Annotated in this window: 14 protein-coding genes, 3 pseudogenes, 1 CRISPR repeat array and 1 riboswitch; of the genes and pseudogenes, 4 read left to right on the top strand and 13 right to left on the bottom strand. The window is 34.4% G+C overall.

What is annotated here, in order from left to right:
- Nucleotides 1-5: 5 nt before the first annotated feature.
- From iolC to KQI21_RS07865, 3 genes are all read right to left on the bottom strand, one after another.
- Nucleotides 6-983: a 5-dehydro-2-deoxygluconokinase gene (gene iolC, locus KQI21_RS07875; protein ID WP_216483665.1), complete on the bottom strand. Its 978-nt coding sequence runs from the start codon at nucleotides 981-983 to the stop codon at nucleotides 6-8.
- A 17-nt stretch (nucleotides 984-1,000) separates the two neighbouring features.
- The gene (gene iolB, locus KQI21_RS07870; RefSeq protein WP_216483664.1) at nucleotides 1,001-1,816 is read right to left on the bottom strand and encodes a 5-deoxy-glucuronate isomerase; all 816 of its coding nucleotides are present in this window, start codon (nucleotides 1,814-1,816) and stop codon (nucleotides 1,001-1,003) included.
- A 323-nt stretch (nucleotides 1,817-2,139) separates the two neighbouring features.
- Nucleotides 2,140-3,600, bottom strand: coding sequence for a CoA-acylating methylmalonate-semialdehyde dehydrogenase (locus KQI21_RS07865; protein ID WP_216483663.1), 1,461 nt, complete (start codon nucleotides 3,598-3,600; stop codon nucleotides 2,140-2,142).
- Nucleotides 3,601-3,815: 215 nt separating this feature from the next.
- Between KQI21_RS07865 and KQI21_RS07860 the strand changes: the two genes are divergently transcribed.
- Nucleotides 3,816-4,592 carry a DeoR/GlpR family DNA-binding transcription regulator gene (locus KQI21_RS07860; RefSeq protein ID WP_216483662.1) on the top strand — a complete coding sequence of 259 codons (777 nt, stop codon included), beginning with the start codon at nucleotides 3,816-3,818 and terminating at the stop codon, nucleotides 4,590-4,592.
- Between the two features lie 605 nt (nucleotides 4,593-5,197).
- Here the strand turns inward: KQI21_RS07860 and KQI21_RS07855 are convergent.
- The 5 genes and pseudogenes from KQI21_RS07855 to KQI21_RS07835 all read right to left on the bottom strand — a co-directional run bounded on the left by KQI21_RS07855 (nucleotide 5,198) and on the right by KQI21_RS07835 (nucleotide 9,677).
- Complete coding sequence (locus KQI21_RS07855; RefSeq protein ID WP_216483661.1) at nucleotides 5,198-5,443, bottom strand: hypothetical protein; 246 nt, start codon at nucleotides 5,441-5,443, stop codon at nucleotides 5,198-5,200.
- Nucleotides 5,444-5,477: 34 nt separating this feature from the next.
- Nucleotides 5,478-6,740 carry an MFS transporter gene (locus KQI21_RS07850; protein WP_216483660.1) on the bottom strand — a complete coding sequence of 421 codons (1,263 nt, stop codon included), beginning with the start codon at nucleotides 6,738-6,740 and terminating at the stop codon, nucleotides 5,478-5,480.
- A gap of 1,049 nt (nucleotides 6,741-7,789) precedes the next feature.
- Nucleotides 7,790-8,179: a tautomerase family protein gene (locus tag KQI21_RS07845; protein WP_216483659.1), complete on the bottom strand. Its 390-nt coding sequence runs from the start codon at nucleotides 8,177-8,179 to the stop codon at nucleotides 7,790-7,792.
- 877 nt (nucleotides 8,180-9,056) lie between these two features.
- Nucleotides 9,057-9,470: a hypothetical protein gene (locus KQI21_RS07840; protein WP_216483658.1), complete on the bottom strand. Its 414-nt coding sequence runs from the start codon at nucleotides 9,468-9,470 to the stop codon at nucleotides 9,057-9,059.
- A pseudogene (locus tag KQI21_RS07835) lies at nucleotides 9,467-9,677 on the bottom strand (helix-turn-helix transcriptional regulator). The gene KQI21_RS07840 and the pseudogene KQI21_RS07835 overlap by 4 nt, the downstream one beginning before the upstream one ends.
- A gap of 248 nt (nucleotides 9,678-9,925) precedes the next feature.
- On the opposite strand from KQI21_RS07835, the gene KQI21_RS07830 reads away from it, so the two are divergent.
- Both KQI21_RS07830 and tenA read left to right on the top strand, forming a co-directional pair.
- Nucleotides 9,926-10,966 (top strand): zinc-dependent alcohol dehydrogenase family protein, encoded by a 1,041-nt coding sequence (locus KQI21_RS07830; protein WP_216483657.1) that lies wholly within the window; start codon nucleotides 9,926-9,928, stop codon nucleotides 10,964-10,966.
- A gap of 448 nt (nucleotides 10,967-11,414) precedes the next feature.
- A riboswitch (TPP riboswitch) is annotated at nucleotides 11,415-11,507 on the top strand.
- A gap of 119 nt (nucleotides 11,508-11,626) precedes the next feature.
- Nucleotides 11,627-12,319, top strand: a complete 693-nt coding sequence (tenA, locus tag KQI21_RS07825; protein ID WP_216483656.1) for a thiaminase II — start codon at nucleotides 11,627-11,629, stop codon at nucleotides 12,317-12,319.
- Nucleotides 12,320-13,305: 986 nt separating this feature from the next.
- A CRISPR array of direct repeats spans nucleotides 13,306-13,677; the repeat unit is 33 nt; unit sequence GTCGCATCCTATATAGGGTGCGTGGATTGAAAT.
- Between the two features lie 234 nt (nucleotides 13,678-13,911).
- On the opposite strand, the pseudogene KQI21_RS07820 reads toward tenA, so the two are convergent.
- Nucleotides 13,912-14,310: pseudogene (locus tag KQI21_RS07820) on the bottom strand (aldehyde dehydrogenase family protein); the annotation flags it as partial.
- A gap of 162 nt (nucleotides 14,311-14,472) precedes the next feature.
- Between KQI21_RS07820 and KQI21_RS07815 the strand changes: the two are divergent.
- Nucleotides 14,473-14,812, top strand: a pseudogene (locus tag KQI21_RS07815) (IS21 family transposase); the annotation flags it as partial.
- A gap of 26 nt (nucleotides 14,813-14,838) precedes the next feature.
- Here the strand turns inward: KQI21_RS07815 and KQI21_RS07810 are convergent.
- The 4 genes from KQI21_RS07810 to KQI21_RS16735 all read right to left on the bottom strand — a co-directional run bounded on the left by KQI21_RS07810 (nucleotide 14,839) and on the right by KQI21_RS16735 (nucleotide 16,916).
- Nucleotides 14,839-15,342: a hypothetical protein gene (locus KQI21_RS07810; RefSeq protein WP_216483655.1), complete on the bottom strand. Its 504-nt coding sequence runs from the start codon at nucleotides 15,340-15,342 to the stop codon at nucleotides 14,839-14,841.
- 872 nt (nucleotides 15,343-16,214) lie between these two features.
- Nucleotides 16,215-16,328: a hypothetical protein gene (locus KQI21_RS16740; RefSeq protein WP_373687652.1), complete on the bottom strand. Its 114-nt coding sequence runs from the start codon at nucleotides 16,326-16,328 to the stop codon at nucleotides 16,215-16,217.
- Between the two features lie 73 nt (nucleotides 16,329-16,401).
- Nucleotides 16,402-16,647 (bottom strand): helix-turn-helix domain-containing protein, encoded by a 246-nt coding sequence (locus KQI21_RS07800; protein ID WP_216483654.1) that lies wholly within the window; start codon nucleotides 16,645-16,647, stop codon nucleotides 16,402-16,404.
- Nucleotides 16,647-16,916 carry an HTH domain-containing protein gene (locus KQI21_RS16735; protein WP_373687651.1) on the bottom strand — a complete coding sequence of 90 codons (270 nt, stop codon included), beginning with the start codon at nucleotides 16,914-16,916 and terminating at the stop codon, nucleotides 16,647-16,649. The genes KQI21_RS07800 and KQI21_RS16735 overlap by 1 nt, the downstream gene beginning before the upstream one ends.
- Between the last annotated feature and the right edge of the window lie 406 nt (nucleotides 16,917-17,322).

The following is a 17,322-nucleotide window of genomic DNA, read 5'->3' as shown; positions in this document are numbered from 1 at the left end:
TTCTTTCAAGATTGCTCAGCAATCAATTGTTCAATTTCCTGAACGGTCGGCATTGCTTCAGAAGAACTATGTTTACTAACAACAATGGCTGCTGATGCACTACCATATTTTAAAGCTGTCTCCACATCTTTCCCATTGAATAATGCGTAAAGAAATGCAGAAGCATAAGCATCTCCAGCTCCAAACGTTTTTAATACTTTTGTTTTGTAGGAATTCGCTTTGTATTGCTTTCCGTCCTTCACATAAGCATAAGATCCTTCTACCCCATGCTTAATTACAATTAAATCCGGCTCATATTTGAAAAGTTCATTTACTGTAGTCTGATTATCGCCATTTTCTTTTCCTTCAAGCATATCAAATTCATCACGTGTACCAATAACGACATTCGCTTTTTGTGCTACTAATGTATAGTAAATGGATACTTCTTCTTGGGTTGCCCACGTGTATGGACGATAATCCAGTTCAAAAATAACTTTTACATGATGAGCTTTTGCATATTCAATAGCCGCTAACACTGCTTCACGGGAAGGACTTTGTGCTAGTGCTGTACCAGATATTAACAGTGCTTCTGTTTCACGAATATATGCTTCATCAACCTCTTCTGGAGTTAAGTAAAGGTCTGCTACATTATCCCTGTACATTAAGATGGAGCATTCGCTTGGACTTTTAATTTCCGTAAAAGCTAAACCAACTTTGCGTCCTTCTTTATCTTTAACAACTTGTGTTGTATCCACACCTTTATCATGAAGATAATCGGTAATATAACGACCGTGTTGATCGTCGGGAACTTTTCCAATGAACCCGACGATCAATCCTAAATTAGATGTACCAATTGCAATATTTGCAGGAGAACCTCCAACATATTTTTTAAATGTCATCGTTTCTTCCATTGGGCGATTATATTCGACAGCATTTAAGTCAATACAAGCTCTACCGATGGCAATGATATCGAATTTCTTGCTTCCTTTTTTTAATAGCTTCATGTTTTTGTCCTCCACTTCTACTTTCTGGCTAAAATCCATTCATGGTCTGGATCATTATGAAATTTCCAGATTTTCTTAGGTCCAGCCATAACATTCAAGTAATAGGAAGTGTATCCATCTGGCACTCCTACTGGATGATAGCCTTTTGGAACGGATACCACATCACCGTGTTCAACACTCATTGTTTCATCTAATGAGCGATCATCCGTATACACGCGTTGGAACACAAACCCCTGTTCAGGATCTATTTCATGATAATAAGTTTCCTCTAAAAATGATTCTTCCGGAAGATTATCACGATCATGTTTGTGAGGAGGATAACTAGAGAAGTTACCACCCTCCGTATATACTTCCACAACTAATAGACTATTCGAGATATCAATACTGTCAGGTAAAATATTGTGTACCATTCGTTTGTTTTGGTATTTCCCTCGATGTTCAACCGAATTATCAGCGGCTCTAATTGCTTGAGCCGGTTTTTTCTCTGTTGATGGTGCATAGCATAATGCTAGCTTACACGCACGATCAGCACTAATTTTAAATTCGGAGTCATTTGAAATATAAATACTATCTGTCGGTTTTTTTTCAAATACGGATTCACGAGTTCCTAAATCCTTGAACCACTGATCGCCAGTACGAACAGAAGCCTTTCCTGTTAAAACAACGATGCAGACTTCCTTATCCTTTAGTACTTCTGAATAGGTTACTCCACTATCCATTTGCATCAATTTAAATGAAACATATGTTAAATCAGAGTTCTCTTCGTGAATATCTTGCAGGAGAGTAACTCCTGCTTTGCTATTTTTATTTGGTTTATATTGCAATTTACTCATCGTTATGCCCCTTTTTAGAAGTTGTTTAGAAAAACTTGGCTTGTCGCCAAGTCTTTAGCGAAAGCTATAGTTTTTCTTATACTATAAACCCTAAAATTTTATACTTTCCTATAGTATAAAAAAGTCCGGTAATAAGGACGCATCACATTTCTTGGTTGACTTGTTTCTGCGCTACTCATGTATCTAAATACATATATTCCGTTACTCAAAACTGCATCGCCTCGAACTTTCGACGTACAGGGCGTGCTAGTGTCGGCGTTGCTGACATGAGGTCAGCGTGATTAGCTGACGGATCCTTTATCCTTCTTTTTAAACACACACTTTTAGAAATCTTTTGTTGCATATCGAGCGGTTACCACTTTTTTTCGTGTATAGAAATCTACACCATCTTTACCGTTAGCATGTAAGGTACCATAGAATGAAGACTTCCAACCTGAAAATGGGAAGAATGCCATTGGAGCAGGTACGCCTAAGTTAATTCCTAACATTCCGGCATGAATATTTTCGCGGAAGTAACGAATAGCACTTGCGCTATTTGTAAATAGACATGCACCATTAGCAAATTCAGAAGCATTTGCTAATTCGACTCCAGCTTTTAAGTCTTCCACTTTCACTACACAAAGAACTGGGGCAAATATTTCTTCTTTCCAAATTGTCATTTCCTTAGTAACTTCTGTAAATATGGTTGGTCCTACAAAATATCCTTCGCTTGGAATACCTTCACGGCCATCCAACACTAATGTTGCACCTTCGTCCACACCTTTTTGAATATAATCAAACGTTCTTTGTTGATTTTCTTTACGAATAACAGGACCTAAAAATACATCTTCATCTAATCCATTACCTATTTTTATTTGTTTCGCCTCAGAAACTAGTTTTTCCATAAATTTATCATAAATGCCTTCTTCTACTGCAACTACGGAAGCTGCCATACATCTTTCACCAGCAGAACCATAAGCAGCTGAGATCACATTGCGAATGGTTTCATCTAAATCTGCATCATTTAAAACAATGGTGTGGTTTTTTGCTCCGGTTAAAGCTTGCACCCGTTTTAGATGTTCAGAACCTTTTTTGTAAACATATTCACCAACTGGTTTAGATCCGACAAATGAGATTGCTTTAACTTCAGGATGCTCTAAAATTCCATTTACAACATCATGCGCACCATGAACAATATTGAATACACCATCAGGAAGTCCTGCTTCAGCAAGAAGTTCCGCTAACTTTTCTGTTAATAATGGTGTGCGTTCAGAAGGTTTCAAAATGAATGTATTCCCACAAGCAATAGCCATTGGAAACATCCAACATGGAACCATCATTGGAAAGTTAAACGGTGAAATTCCGCCAACTACACCAACTGGATAACGATAGTTCGTTGCTTCTACATCTGTTGCGATTGATGATAATGAATCAGCCATCATTAGGCTTGGAGCACCAGCTGCAAATTCAACATTTTCAATTCCGCGCTGTACTTCACCTAATGCTTCCTTGAATGCCTTTCCATTTTCAGTAGTAATTAACCTCGCAAGTTCTTGTTTATTTTCGATGAGTAATTGTTGAAATTTAAATAGAATTCGTGCTCTTCTTGGAACTGCCGTTTTGCTCCATGATGTAAATGCTTCACTTGCAACTTTTACTGCTTCATCCAATTCCTTCCTTGTAGATAAAGGTACGCTAGCAATCATTTCACCAGTAGCCGGATTGATAACATCTTCATATTTTTCTGTGGTACTAGTTACCCACTTTCCACCAACAAAGTTCTTTAACGTTCTTACACTTCCCATTTGGACACCTCTTTTTTATTTGTGAATTTTTATTGTAATGTTTTGGTGAACATTTTGGCATATCTTGATTACAAGTCAATCATAAAACAATATGTTTTAGTAGTCAAGGAAAGAAATTATAAAAATCCATTTTTTTGTTAAGTTGTGGTTAACTATTGATTAACTGCATAGAGCATGTTATGGTAGTAATGAATATTTTTAAAGGAGAATTATCAATGAAATTAAAGCGAATACAAGAAATTGAAGCATATATCCATGCAAATGGAAGTGCTAGTATTAATGAATTATGCGAGAAATTTAATGTATCGAAAAATACGATTCGAAGAGATATTAACAAAATTTTAGAATCGGGAACAATAAAAAAAGTGTATGGTGGAGTTGCCTCACTTTCAAATCAATTACAACCATATGAATATCGACATACTAGTCATGCAAAAGAAAAAATGGCTATTGGCAAAGCTGCAGCAGAAGAAATTGAAGATCACGATTTAATTTATATCGATTCAGGTACAACGGCCAGTTGTATTGGTGACTTTTTTGATCCGGACAAACATGTAACGATCATCACTAATAATTTAAATATTATTAATAAAGCTGCTGAATTAAGTAACTACGAGCTGATTTTAATTGGTATGACGTACAAACACACTACCCAATCCTTTGTCAATGTAGAGTCTTGGGACTATTTTAAGCGTATCAATATTACCAAAAGCTTTATGGCAGCAACAGGAATTTCAATTGAACGTGGTGTCACAAATTCTGATCTACTAGAATATGATATTAAACGCCGGATTGTGGAAAAGGCCGATAAGAATATTTTGCTAGTAGACCACTCTAAATTTGATAAGGCCGCACTAATTACTTATGCGTCCATTGGACATTTTAATCAAATTATTACATCGGATACCGTTCCAGAAAATTATAAAGAATATTGTAGAAAAAATAATATTGATATTAAGTATGCTACAGAAAATGTAAATGTCGATAAATAATTCTAGTTTTATCTTCCACCAATACTACACTTCCAGTTGGAAGCTTTAGAACCTCCTACCCAATCCTGCTACCAATGAGTTTTCATAGCAAATAAATGATAAATTCATTGATATTTTGCGATATTGCGAGCATATAGTGTCTTTAATGATTTTTGTATACATCCTTTTATGAAATCTTCCTTTATGAGTATAGAGTCACTTGCTCGCCTTATTGTGTTTCTTTATCTACCACCTGTACAAGCTATTCAAAAATCCAGCTTATTACGATGGAATAGGCTTTTTTTGTTTATGCAATGAACTCCCCATTTATGAAGGGGGGGTGATTAAAATAAAAAAATTTTAGAGTAAAAACAACTTATCAACTTATCATAAATAGATTTCTAAAAAGTCCAACTATCGATCGTTCCGTATAATAATCTCAAGTTACCCCTTAACATTAAAAAAAACTTGACTGAGAGCCAATGCTTAAAGTCGAGAGAGAACATCCCTCGAAGTTTGATCTTCTTTTATATAAAAATCCCTTTCAGGTAGGCATCACGAGGCATTTTTTTCATGCAGTTTTTCTTGTTGTCTACCTGTGAAGGGTTAAATTTTCTGCTCTTATGCTACTTTTGAAAAAATGAACCTGGTGAAAACTTTAATTTATCTAGTCTACGATTAAACTCTTCCATGCTAACCCCATAAAGATTCTCTTTTTCCAATTCATTAAATCGTTCAATTAACATGTAAGCAGTTAAGTAAAGCGTAAGATGCTCTTTTGCAATAACCTCAAATTCTTTACTAGAAGATTGATAATTACTGATTACTAGATTGGCAAACTCTTTTGGATCCAATTTAATTTCTTTTCCCATTAGTTCTACCCCTTTCCATTTAAACTAGAATTGCTTATACGACAGCTTTTTCATGCTTTAATTGCGCATGATTTAACTCTTCCGGAGTCCTCAAGAAAAACGCTAGAAAACTAGCAACGAAATAAAGAATAGCAAATACATATAACACTACCTTTACTCCAAATGGCTCAAATAATAAAGACACAATAGCCGGTCCGATAAAATTACTTAAACCAGAACCTAAATTTAGTACAGAAACTGCTACTGCTTTCTTATCTGGGGCTAAGGCAGGTAATAGAGCTGAAATCGGCCCAAACGCACCTAAACCAATTGCATACACGGAAAATGATAGTAATAATAGAGCATATTGCCCTGGAAATAAAGTGCTGGTGTAGTAAAGCATTAAACAAGAAATCCCTGTTAATGGTCCGCCAATATAAACGATCGTTTTTCTCCAGCCACATTTATCACCAATATAACCAAAAAGAACATTGGCAAAGGAATTAATGATATAGGTTAACCCCCAGATACTTGCCCACTGCGTTAATGTGAAACCTTGATCAATTAGGAATATAGGCATGATGATAATAAAACCAAACTGAGCAATATTGTTGATCGCTTTTACCAGCATCCCCATACCTAACCGGGGGCGTTTGAACATAATCAAAAATCCTTCAGAAATTTCATTTGTAATCGATTTCCCGGTTTTCGGTAAAATAAGCTGATCTCGATTTAAAACCAGCGAACAAAATGTTCCAGCTAAAGCAATAACGATACCTACCCAAATTACATTAATTTCTCCAATAGATGGAATTAATGTTGCGGCAAAGCTGGGACCTACAATGGTAATACCCAGGTTAAAGCAAACCCAAAACCATGAAGTAGCGCGACCCATTATTTCATTCGTTGAACGATATGTTACCCATACTAAGAACGAATACACAAACAGTGGATAAGCCATCCCTCTTAGCATATACGTAATTGCGATAGCTATAAAATTACCAGATGGAATGGCCCAGAGTACTAGCGGAATAGAACTTACTAAAAATATAATCACACCGCTAAGCATTACTTTTCGCACTCCAAAAATTTGCACAAAAATTCCCGACAACCAAGATACAATTGCTACAAAAATGCCGTATAAAGAAAATATGGTACCTGTTTCTGTTTTGCTTATTCCTATGTTTACTAAATAGGAAGACAACCAACTATTTTCAATACATGATCCAAGCATGAATAGTATTACTCCAATATATCCCCAGACTAAAGCCGATGGGATACCTAATTTATAGAGTAAGTTACTTTTACTACTACTCATTTTCCTCCTCCTTAACTTATCCAGACTACAAAACAATGATATTCATCCTTCGTGTCAAATTAAATTTTAAAAAATAAATTACTAGTTAACGCTTTCAATGTGATTTTAGTTTTTTTAAACCTAAAAGTCAACATATTTTGGGTTTGTATTGGATATATTATTGAATAAAATGTTAACTTTGATTAACTATTGATAATATGATTGACGATTAATCAATTGATTTATGAGTAAGTAAAGGGCTTAACCATTCTATACATATGAGAATGGTTAAGCCCCAAGAAAATCAATGTAATTTTAAGAAAAAACCAGATTAAGAGAAAGATTGTCCAAAATTCGGTGATTAATCCGGTATTCAGAAAAATAAACATAATAAATATGACCACTTATAACGTTACGTAGCTTTGAAAATAGATTGGTTTTCTAAATGAAGGCCAAAGCACGTAGTTTAATCGTAGTGACAGCATTGGAATTATAGAAAATTAAAAGCATAAAAACAGATATAGGATTGGGGGTTTAGGTGCCGTTTTCTCTCACTTAGACCCTTTTGTACCAACTCAGGCTCTTGAAGTGGGAGTCTTACGGCACCTTACATACGGGATAAAAATGAAACGACCATAAAATAATATTTTTTACTACTAGTAAAATTTTCCGTAACTACACTCTCTTACCTTCTAATTTAAATAATGCTGATAAAAGGATAGTGCTAAATCCTTCAAAAACTGACCAATGTTAATGTGTGAAGAGACAATGTGCCAGTTATGCTTTACTTTAACTCGTAAAAAACTGAATCGATTTCCAATTCTACTAAGAACAAAAGCTAGATGGGCTCAGTTACCGATGTATAAACTGGAGAGCTTCTGACAAGAAAAAGAAAAATTTCATTCAAAGAGTACTTTTACCCTTGAATGCTAATTGAACAAATTAGAGATTTAGGACCGTTGTTGATTTAACACAGGAAGAAGTTTCTATAACTTGGGATTTAAGCTTAATAAAAGCGTCTTTCAAAAAGAGCCGGTCTCGTTTTCTAGCAATAAGAAATACCAGCAAGTTTATAACTCACCAGTTAGAAACTGCGCTTCTCCAAAACCAAAACTCCAGTCACCAGCACCATTAGTTACGATAGAAACTAAAACATCTTTCGGATCAATACCACATTTTTCCTCTAACTCCTGAACGAGAAGTTGATAAAACTCCCTCTTTTGTTTATCACTCCTTTGAGTACTGCGAATTGAAAGAACTACGACGTTATCACTTCTTTCAAATCCTAAACCAGTATCTTGAATAATCATTTCATGTTTTGGGTGCTGATAAACAATTTGATAACGATCTCTTTCTGGAACTCCAAACGCTTTAACAACAGCGTAATGAGTTGTATCTAACAACGCTTTTAACTCCTCTTTCGTCCTTCCTTCTATTAAATCAAATGTTAGTAGTGGCATCTAAATTCCCCCTAATTAAATTATTCCCTTTTTAGAGGTACCAAGGGAGCATCTCATCATGATTGAATAGTGAAGGTGAAAAACATCCATTATCATAGGTGGTATGAAATGGCTACGAAATAAGACATTTATGTAAACATCCAAGTAGTACCGATGAGTGCTTCCCTTGAAACTAATGTTATATTATTACAAGAACAGAACAAAACATACTCATAATAATACCAAATTATAGTCATATATTAACATGAAAACTGGAATTTGTTAAATGTTTTTGTATTTTTAATAAAAAATTAATACAATGATGTTGAAAAAGTAAATAAATTGAAACTTTATTCAGTAGAGATTCCCCTTGAATTTTCACTCTTTTAAAGAGAACCTTTTGGAAAATCTACTTAAAAGAACAAAAGCACAATTACTTGGTCAGCCCCGACAGGCGATGGAACTCCGACCACAGAAGGAGTGAAGCGACCTCGAGGTGCTGGGCGCTGAAGCTGAATGGCTGAATATGGATAAATTATCATACAAAAATTATCCACAATAAACAAAAAATAAAAAGTCTGAGTATTGTTAATACTCAGGCTTAAGGGATAGCGAACGATTTTCAAGAAAATGTAACAACTTTTCCCAATCGGTCAAAAAGAAAGATCAGCATTTCTCAATTGTGCCCATTTCAATAGAAATTCATCTTTTTCATCCATCATTAATTTTTGTGGTTCTCCTCCATACTCACCCTTTAATTAACCATCTTCCCATATTAAATAGCCAAAAACACATCATCCATTTTCCGAAAAAAATCACCAAATTGAACACCGTAATTATTCCTACTTTTATTCCCTCAGCTACATAAAAACTGATAAAATATCTAGAATAAGCCCTTTTACCTTCGTTTAATAACAATACCACCGATTCCAACAATCCATAAATATACAAAGAAATAAATCCATAGATAAAGAATTGAAATCGACTCGTTTCCTAAAAGTGTGAAAACTGCTAAAGCTACAAATAAAATAGCTAAAGTAATATGTGATGCGTATGCAAGAAAACGGAAAACATTGTGGATGACTCGCTCATCTGCTTCAGGTAAATTATCTTTTTTGCGTCTCCTCTTTATTATTTGAATGACAGTTAAAATAAAAAGTGCTGTCAATCCACCAGCAAGTGAGTCTAATGGAAATACCCCTTGGATAATATAAACAAGGAGCGAACCTAGCACAGTTCCAGCTAAAAGTCCTATATTTAAAAAATATACCCTCCTTCCATTATTTGTCCTTTTTGTTTCACTTTTACTCATTTATCATCCTCCTCTAAGATAAATATTTCTTCAATGGACATATCAAAATAAGCAATGATTTTTTAATGCTAATTCAAGACTGGGATTATATTTGTTTTTTTCAATGGCATTGATTGTCTGCCTTGTAACCTGCAAATCTTCAGCCATTTTAACTTGAGTTATTCCCTTTTTTAAACGTACATCTCTAATATAATTCCTTACCTTCATATTGATCCTCCGTTTGGACGTAAAGACATCTTTACACATATAATATTAAAAATAGTAAAAGTAAAAGATATCTTTACAGTCTTTTATAATAAAATTCTGCTTTTAAACTAAAAAGTAACCTCCATGTAACTATAGATTTATTTAATTTGACAATGTTGTATATTTTTTATGATTTTTTGGATATGTTCGATGAATATTGATAAAATAAGGGTGATTGTAAAAATTTCACTAACTAAAGGAGGAGTATCATGAAAGCGCTTATTTATCGTGGAGCAGGAAAAAAGGAATGGACTGAAAAGGAAAAACCAGCGATTCAGGAAGCGACTGATGTCATCGTAAAAATTACCAAGACGACTATTTGTGGTACTGATTTGCACATTTTGAAAGGTGATGTACCAGCAGTAGAAAATGGGCGAATCCTTGGTCATGAAGGTGTCGGGATTGTTGAAGAAGTAGGAGATTCTGTTAAAAACTTCAAAGTTGGCGATCGTGTTATTATTTCCTGTGTTACATCATGCGGTACTTGTGACTATTGTAAAAAGCAAATGTACTCACATTGTGAAAATGGCGGCTGGATTTTAGGTCATTTAATTGATGGCACACAAGCGGAATATGTTCGCATTCCATATGGTGATACGAGTTTATACCATATGCCTGAAGGTGTCGAGGATGAAGCGTTAGTAATGTTAAGTGATATTGTTCCAACTGGATTTGAAATCGGCGTTCTTAAAGGAAAAGTAAAACCTGGTGATACAATTGCAATTGTCGGAGCAGGGCCAGTTGGTCTGTCAGCACTGTTAGGAGCACAATTTTATTCCCCTTCCGAAATTATTATGATTGACCTTGATGATAATCGTTTAGCCGTAGCTAAAGAGTTTGGTGCAACAAAAACGATTAACAGCTCAGATGGAAAAACGATTGAAAAAGTGATGGAATATACAAATCAAGTAGGGGTAGACGTGGCGATGGAAGCAGTAGGTATACCTGCAACATTTGACATCTGCCAACAAATTGTAGCACCTGGAGGTCATATTGCAAACATGGGTGTACATGGAGTGAAAGTGGATCTTCGCCTTGAAAAGCTATGGATTCATAATATTACCCTTACAACAGGTCTTGTAGATACAAATTCCACGCCTTTGTTATTAAAAACCGTAAAATCCGGGAAGATTCAACCTGAGAAATTAGTGACTCACCGTTTTAAACTTAATGAAATTATGAAAGCTTATGAAGTATTTGAAAATGCTGCTAAAGAAAAAGCATTAAAAGTAATCCTTGAAGCAGATTAATTAGTTAAATAACAAACGCTATCAAAAATTCAAGATTCATTTTAAAACTAAATATTAAGATGTGGCTTGAATTATAAAATGATTTGTCTTTACTTTGGATAATTAAAATTTTCAACCAACTTTATGTTAACTGATTCACATAAAAGATGACTAAACAAAGCAATAAATAGTTGACAAAGCAAAGTCGCTTACTATCCCATGGATGTTTCAACATTTCATGGGATTTTTCTTGAAAAGCCTGTCCGTGCTTAAAAATACGTAGTGACACTCGTTTATTATATTTCGATGAAAGTAATGACTTTCGAGTTTTCTCTACAGTCTCTACAGCATGATAAGCGAGTTTTTAAACCCGCAAAATACCATTTGATTATTATTTTCAAATTAATAATTTTCGGATAATACAGTTGACTTTATATATGATTATGTTATGCTTCAATTGTGTTAGCAATATTTCTGCTAGGGGAGCCTTCAATGGCTGAGACAAAGACCCTTAGAACCTGATCTGGTTAGCACCAGCGGAGGGAAGTGGAAACTGTGCTTAACAATGCTATCTATGTGCCTACATATAGATTCTTTATCTATGTCCACAGATTGATTGCCTTTGATTAAGCTTGTCCCTTTCCTCCTTGATTAAAAATAGGAATGAGGAGGAATTTTTTTATGCAGTTTACAGACACATTACGTAAAGCAACGGCAGACAGCTGGAAGCAAAGTGTAAATCATCCATTTGTTAAAGGAATCGCACAAGGTAATTTACCATTGGATATTTTTAAATATTATATTCTTCAAGACATTTACTATTTAAAACATTTCGGAAAAGTACATGCGTTAGCTGCTACACAAGCAGAAGATTTCCAAGTGACTGCTATGCTGCTAGAAAAAGCAAAGGGCACGGCTCAAGCTGAGTTAACTGTCCATAAGCAGCATGCAGAAATTTTGAACATTACTGATAAGGATATGGAAAATTTCAAACCGGCTCCAACAGCGTATGCATATACAACGCATCTTTACCGTGCTGCACTCTCCGGCAAACTTGGACAAACAATTGCTGCTCTTCTGCCGTGTTACTGGCTATATGCAGATATCGGTAAAACATATCAAGATTCTAATCCTTCCGAAGAAATTTATAAAAATTGGATTGAAACCTATTCTAGTGAATGGTTCCATGAATCTACAAATGAGCAAATTAATCTATTAAATCAAATCGCTGCTAATTCAAGCGAAAAGGAAAAAGCTAAGATGAAGGAACAATTTATTATTGCCAAGGAATATGAGCTTGCATTTTGGGAAATGGCGTATACCAAAGAAGATTGGTTTTCTAATCGCCAATCGCCTCATAGTACAACGGTATAATGAACAAAAGCTAAAAGCGCGTCCTTATCACGTCCCAAGCTAGAATGAATCACTTGGGACGTTCTTTTAATTTCATTATTTCCTCGACATCTTAATTCGTAACTTCTACAATTAATTGAACACCGATGCCCTTCTTGCAAACTTTCCTTTCTTCTTCATAGGAAATAGGTAGCTCCATGGCTTTCTCTGCTTGCTGTATCCCATTTACTAAAGGCTGCAGCAGGCGGTTTATTAGATCGGATATATTTTCTTCAGTTTTGCTAACGTAAATGAAGCGTCATGTAATTAAAAGTAAGGACATGAAAAAAGGAAAACCTATTATATATTGATCTTTTTCCCACCTTACTTCATAACAAAACCGCTGATATTTATTATCAGTAAGCTAAAATACTAATTCATCCGTTGATGAAAATCTGTCTCAAACTTCGGGGTTCTATATGCACAATAATGACGTTTGTATTTTTCAGTTATTGTTTCTACAACAATATCTAATTTTCGAATACTTCATTCATGCAAATCTGTATGAACTTCCTCTGATAAAGCTTTAATTGCAGAAAGTCATATCTGTTACACTTCAGGAAAAGAACCAAGAAAGTATGGACTTTTTAAAAAGTTGATCATGCTTTAATGGGGAACTTAGGAGCATCTTCTTTAATCTTTAATGGCATAGCTGTCATGTTACCATTTCTGTACGGTAACCGAGGTGTAATCCTTTTAATATAATGTAGCATGGAACATCCTACTTAATGATATATTTTGGCTAGATAGTTTTCGTTAAAAATCAAATGCTACAGTTAAAAAATATATAATACAACTGGTGCGAACCCCAAGTGCACATAAAAACCTAAGGGGATTCGCACCAAAAATAATTTGTTTCATATGAAAAAATAGAATAAAATAGATTATAAAGTTGTAAATTTATAAGATTTTGTTGCAAAATTAAGCAAATCCGTTACATTTTTGTAAATTTTTATGTTATATTCGCTGTCGCATCCTATATAGGGTGCGTGGATTGAAATCATAGAGAATAACATTAAGAATCTAAGAAAATACGCGTCGCATCCTATATAGGGTGCGTGGATTGAAATTGACATACTTATTGTCTTAGCTATTAAATTAACGCGTCGCATCCTATATAGGGTGCGTGGATTGAAATACTTCTGTGTCGTTTTTCACCAGTTGCTTAATCCGTCGCATCCTATATAGGGTGCGTGGATTGAAATCAAATTAATTATAGATGAAGAAAATGTCGAACTTGTCGCATCCTATATAGGGTGCGTGGATTGAAATTCATTATTGCTCACAACATTTAGTTTTGCGGCCAAGTCGCATCCTATATAGGGTGCGTGAATTGAAATATTGATTCGTAAGCTGTAGATCCCTCGACTTTCATGCATTCTGTCTTAACTTCCATGAGTTCTGTTGCGACTTCCATGCATCCTCTCCCGACTTTCATGCATTCTCTCCCGACTTTCGTGCATTCTCTCCCGACTTTCGTGCATTCTCTCCCGACTTCCATGCATTCTCTCCCGACTTTATACCAAGGTATCACAGGTGTAATCTGACTAACAGTAAATTCATCTTACTTCCCGTCAGCACTGGCACATCAAGTATTCTAAATTTAAAAGCATAAGACTTCCAATAATCCTCCCCTTAAACATAACGAATTTATTCCTATTCCAGCTCTTGAATAGCGTATGCCGGACCGCCCTTTCCATTTCCCTTTCCTTCACACCGCCATACGGCATCTGGTCAGCACGATAACAACAGGTGTCGTTAATTACAACTCCTCCAACATCGAGTAAATATGGAATCTTATAAGACAGATTTAAATCAGACGTATAAATACCAGCTTGTAAACCATATTTTGAATGGTTAACTAAATCAATGGCTTCTTCTAAGCTGTGATATGGGGTAATGGTGACAACAGGACCGAAAATTTCTTCATCTACTATCTTCATACCAGATTCAGCATTGGTAATTACAGTGGGATAAAATACACTTCCAACGCGTTTAGCACCTGTTAAAAATTGTGCTCCTGCTTCTTTCGCTTATCATAGAACCGATATCTGTGTCTGGACGTAGTGGATCGCCTACCTTTAGAAGTGATACTTCATTAAAAACTTTTTGAGAAACGCATCGTATACAGATTTAACATGAAGACCGTAATGGATCCAACCTAAAACAAAATATCAACAAGGAAAAATAAACGAGCGTTTTTATCCATTCACAAAAGATTGTGGGTTTGAAGTGAAGCCTTGTATTGCAGGTAGACCACGAACAAAAGCGAAAGTGGAAGCTTCAATGAAACTGCTTGATGAGATACATGCATATCAAGGGAAATTTAATTACGAAGAACTGCATGATTTTATACAAAAGCTCTGTAATCGAATAAATAATGAGTACCACCAAGGAACAGGTAAGATTCCAGTATTACATTTACAAAAAGAAAAAAATCTCTTATCCCCACTTCCAAGTAAGCGAATAAGAGATTGGTAAACCAAAACAATCTGTACTGTTTAATTCGCCTGCAACAAACTTTCCTTATCCTGTAGCGTACTTTCTTTTACAACAGAAATACCATATTTTTCAAGTTCCTGGTGGATTTCAGGGCTATCCTCTATCCCTTGGCAATAGCTGTACTCTAGAAAGAAACCGTACATATTATTCCACGCTGACTCTAAATCCAAAAGTAACTCCTTTTGTTCCGTCGTTGTTAACAGCCCCTCTAATTGTGAACGCAACTTCTCTGCATGTTTTTCTGCACGTTTAAATTCAGAATCTTCTAGACTTTTATGATAGGCAACTCGATGAATTCGCTCAAAAAAGATAATATTTGTAAAAGCTTTTTCTAAAATTTGTCTAATTGAATGATAATTTTCTTCGGAATTGACTTTATATTCTTTGTGATCCTCCTGCAGAAATGAAGCTACGTACCAATTATCGTTAATTTTTGGCCGCTCTTTTTCCTTAAGTGATTCATAGTTAACAACATTACTCTCCATAATTAAATTCGCTTTCATTTTATTTTCCTCCCATCATAATCTATCCCTAATATCTTCAATAACTTTCCTCTACTTTTTTTACGTAGCAGTTACTGCTAGATTTTCAATCCTCCTTTCTAATATTTTTAGATCCTCTCAGATGAAAGAATTTTCAAATATCTCCTAGTGTATAAAATACTATTTGTAGAGAATAAAACCTAAAAGTGAATTTATCCTCCATAAACAATGATTAATATTAAGTTTTTTAACAAGTAATTATATAATATACTAACATATGTTCGGTTATTTTTCACGTTAAAAGGTTTAAATAAAGACTATCGAACCACATCCCAAATAAAAATGTGGTTCGGCTCATCCGTAAAACTTATATCCCTTTTACCAGCTGTATTTTAGAAAACTCTCCTGCTAAGAATTCGTACACAATGTTATTTTATGTTGAGTAAGAATGTTTTATATCAACAACTAATCGTGACAAATACTTTGGTATTTCATAACCAACATTCTCATTTTTTAAATGAAAAACCTGCAACAAACATTTCATCCTCTTTCAAATATTCAATAGATGATAATATAGGGCTATTGATGACTTCAATTGTTCCACCCTCATGTTTTAGTTCTTCAGTAATTTCACCATACGGTATTCGAACTTTTAAAATACCATCATCTTTAATAATGTCATAATCATTGCAAGCATATGGAGCGACTGATGGTGAAATAGCTTATTTATCCATCCACTTAAAAGGAACAAAGTTGACATTCTTTACAAATGAAGCAATAGATTTGGAAAAGGTACTAGATACAAAGATACATTTGGTGCTATTTTGTGGCTATCATAAATATTATTATCAGACTGATCGTATTTTACAAAAACAACTTTTCCTTTTCGTCTTTTAAGTCATAAAAAACTTTTTTACAATTTGAACAGCATTATTCTCTTTTATTCGCTTATAGACAATAGCAAGATGAACCATTAAATTTTGTAAACTAATATCTGAAATAGTGATCTGATGTTTCCTAATATTTTTTAGAATAGCTTAATCTTATTATATACAGTTCTTCAATTGATAATATGTTTAACTATTGACTTTCCATCATTATTGGCTGCTGGTTAAAAATGTATTCTGAAATACAAAAACGAATCGACACTTCTTTCCCTATGACCTTCATGCCATAGTTAGGTTTATGCTCAATCGATAAGCCATAATATTGCAAAATGTTTCGCACTGTTTTTAAATCACTTTGTAAAGTGGATCGACTTACAAATAATTCAGCAAGCAAATCTTCTATTTTGATATAGTCTAAATGAAAAAGCAATCTTTTCATTAAAAAGTGAACTCACGCTTCAGATTCAACCGGAAATCGTGGTAGAAGCTTTTTTTGCATAATGAAGGAAAAAAGCTCCAAATTATCTCTATTTTTGCCCTTAACAGGTAGCTTTTCCCTCGTTTCAATTGAATATGAATATCATAGCTTGTTAACATGAAATTCAATTTTTTGATATCATTTCTGATTGTTTTCGGACTCACATTGATCTCAGCAGATAGTTGAGCACTTGTTAATAGTTCGCTTTCAGCATGATCAAGCAATTGGATGATTGCATACTGTCCTTAATATCAAAATTGCCCAGGAATAAATGAATATAGATAAAACGATATAGAGATAAAAAATTTTAAAAAACAGATATTACAAAACATATAACAAAGCAGACTAAATGTTGTTAAAATAGTCATCATCAATTTGTATGTATAAATATTATTAAAATAAACTTGCTATATTCAAAAATACGCGTAACCATCTTCATTTGCTAATCCCCTTTACTTAATGGTTATTTTAATAGTTGAAGTTCTGGGCAGCATAAAAAACCAACCCTAAAGCAAACAGATTAATTATTTAATCTGTATGGTACTGCAACAATATCTTATATGCTACGTAAATATTTTTCGTTTCACTCTGTTTTTACTCTATCCAGACTTGGTTCAACTCCATATACCAGAAATC

Source organism: Virgibacillus proomii, assembly GCF_018916875.1.
In the GTDB taxonomy this organism is placed as follows: Bacteria; Bacillota; Bacilli; order Bacillales; family Amphibacillaceae; genus Virgibacillus; species Virgibacillus proomii_B.
Note: the sequence above shows the minus strand (reverse complement) of the source record. Positions and strands in the feature narration are given on the sequence as shown.

Bases quoted from the DNA above. Each gene is read 5' to 3' on its own strand.
- iolC (WP_216483665.1), bottom strand. From the start codon at position 983: ATGAAGCTATTAAAAAAAGGAAGCAAGAAATTCGATATCATTGCCATC.
- iolB (WP_216483664.1), bottom strand. From the start codon at position 1,816: ATGAGTAAATTGCAATATAAACCAAATAAAAATAGCAAAGCAGGAGTT.
- KQI21_RS07865 (WP_216483663.1), bottom strand. From the start codon at position 3,600: ATGGGAAGTGTAAGAACGTTAAAGAACTTTGTTGGTGGAAAGTGGGTA.
- KQI21_RS07860 (WP_216483662.1), top strand. From the start codon at position 3,816: ATGAAATTAAAGCGAATACAAGAAATTGAAGCATATATCCATGCAAAT.
- KQI21_RS07855 (WP_216483661.1), bottom strand. From the start codon at position 5,443: ATGGGAAAAGAAATTAAATTGGATCCAAAAGAGTTTGCCAATCTAGTA.
- KQI21_RS07850 (WP_216483660.1), bottom strand. From the start codon at position 6,740: ATGAGTAGTAGTAAAAGTAACTTACTCTATAAATTAGGTATCCCATCG.
- KQI21_RS07845 (WP_216483659.1), bottom strand. From the start codon at position 8,179: ATGCCACTACTAACATTTGATTTAATAGAAGGAAGGACGAAAGAGGAG.
- KQI21_RS07840 (WP_216483658.1), bottom strand. From the start codon at position 9,470: ATGAGTAAAAGTGAAACAAAAAGGACAAATAATGGAAGGAGGGTATAT.
- KQI21_RS07830 (WP_216483657.1), top strand. From the start codon at position 9,926: ATGAAAGCGCTTATTTATCGTGGAGCAGGAAAAAAGGAATGGACTGAA.
- tenA (WP_216483656.1), top strand. From the start codon at position 11,627: ATGCAGTTTACAGACACATTACGTAAAGCAACGGCAGACAGCTGGAAG.
- KQI21_RS07810 (WP_216483655.1), bottom strand. From the start codon at position 15,342: ATGAAAGCGAATTTAATTATGGAGAGTAATGTTGTTAACTATGAATCA.
- KQI21_RS07800 (WP_216483654.1), bottom strand. From the start codon at position 16,647: ATGAAAAGATTGCTTTTTCATTTAGACTATATCAAAATAGAAGATTTG.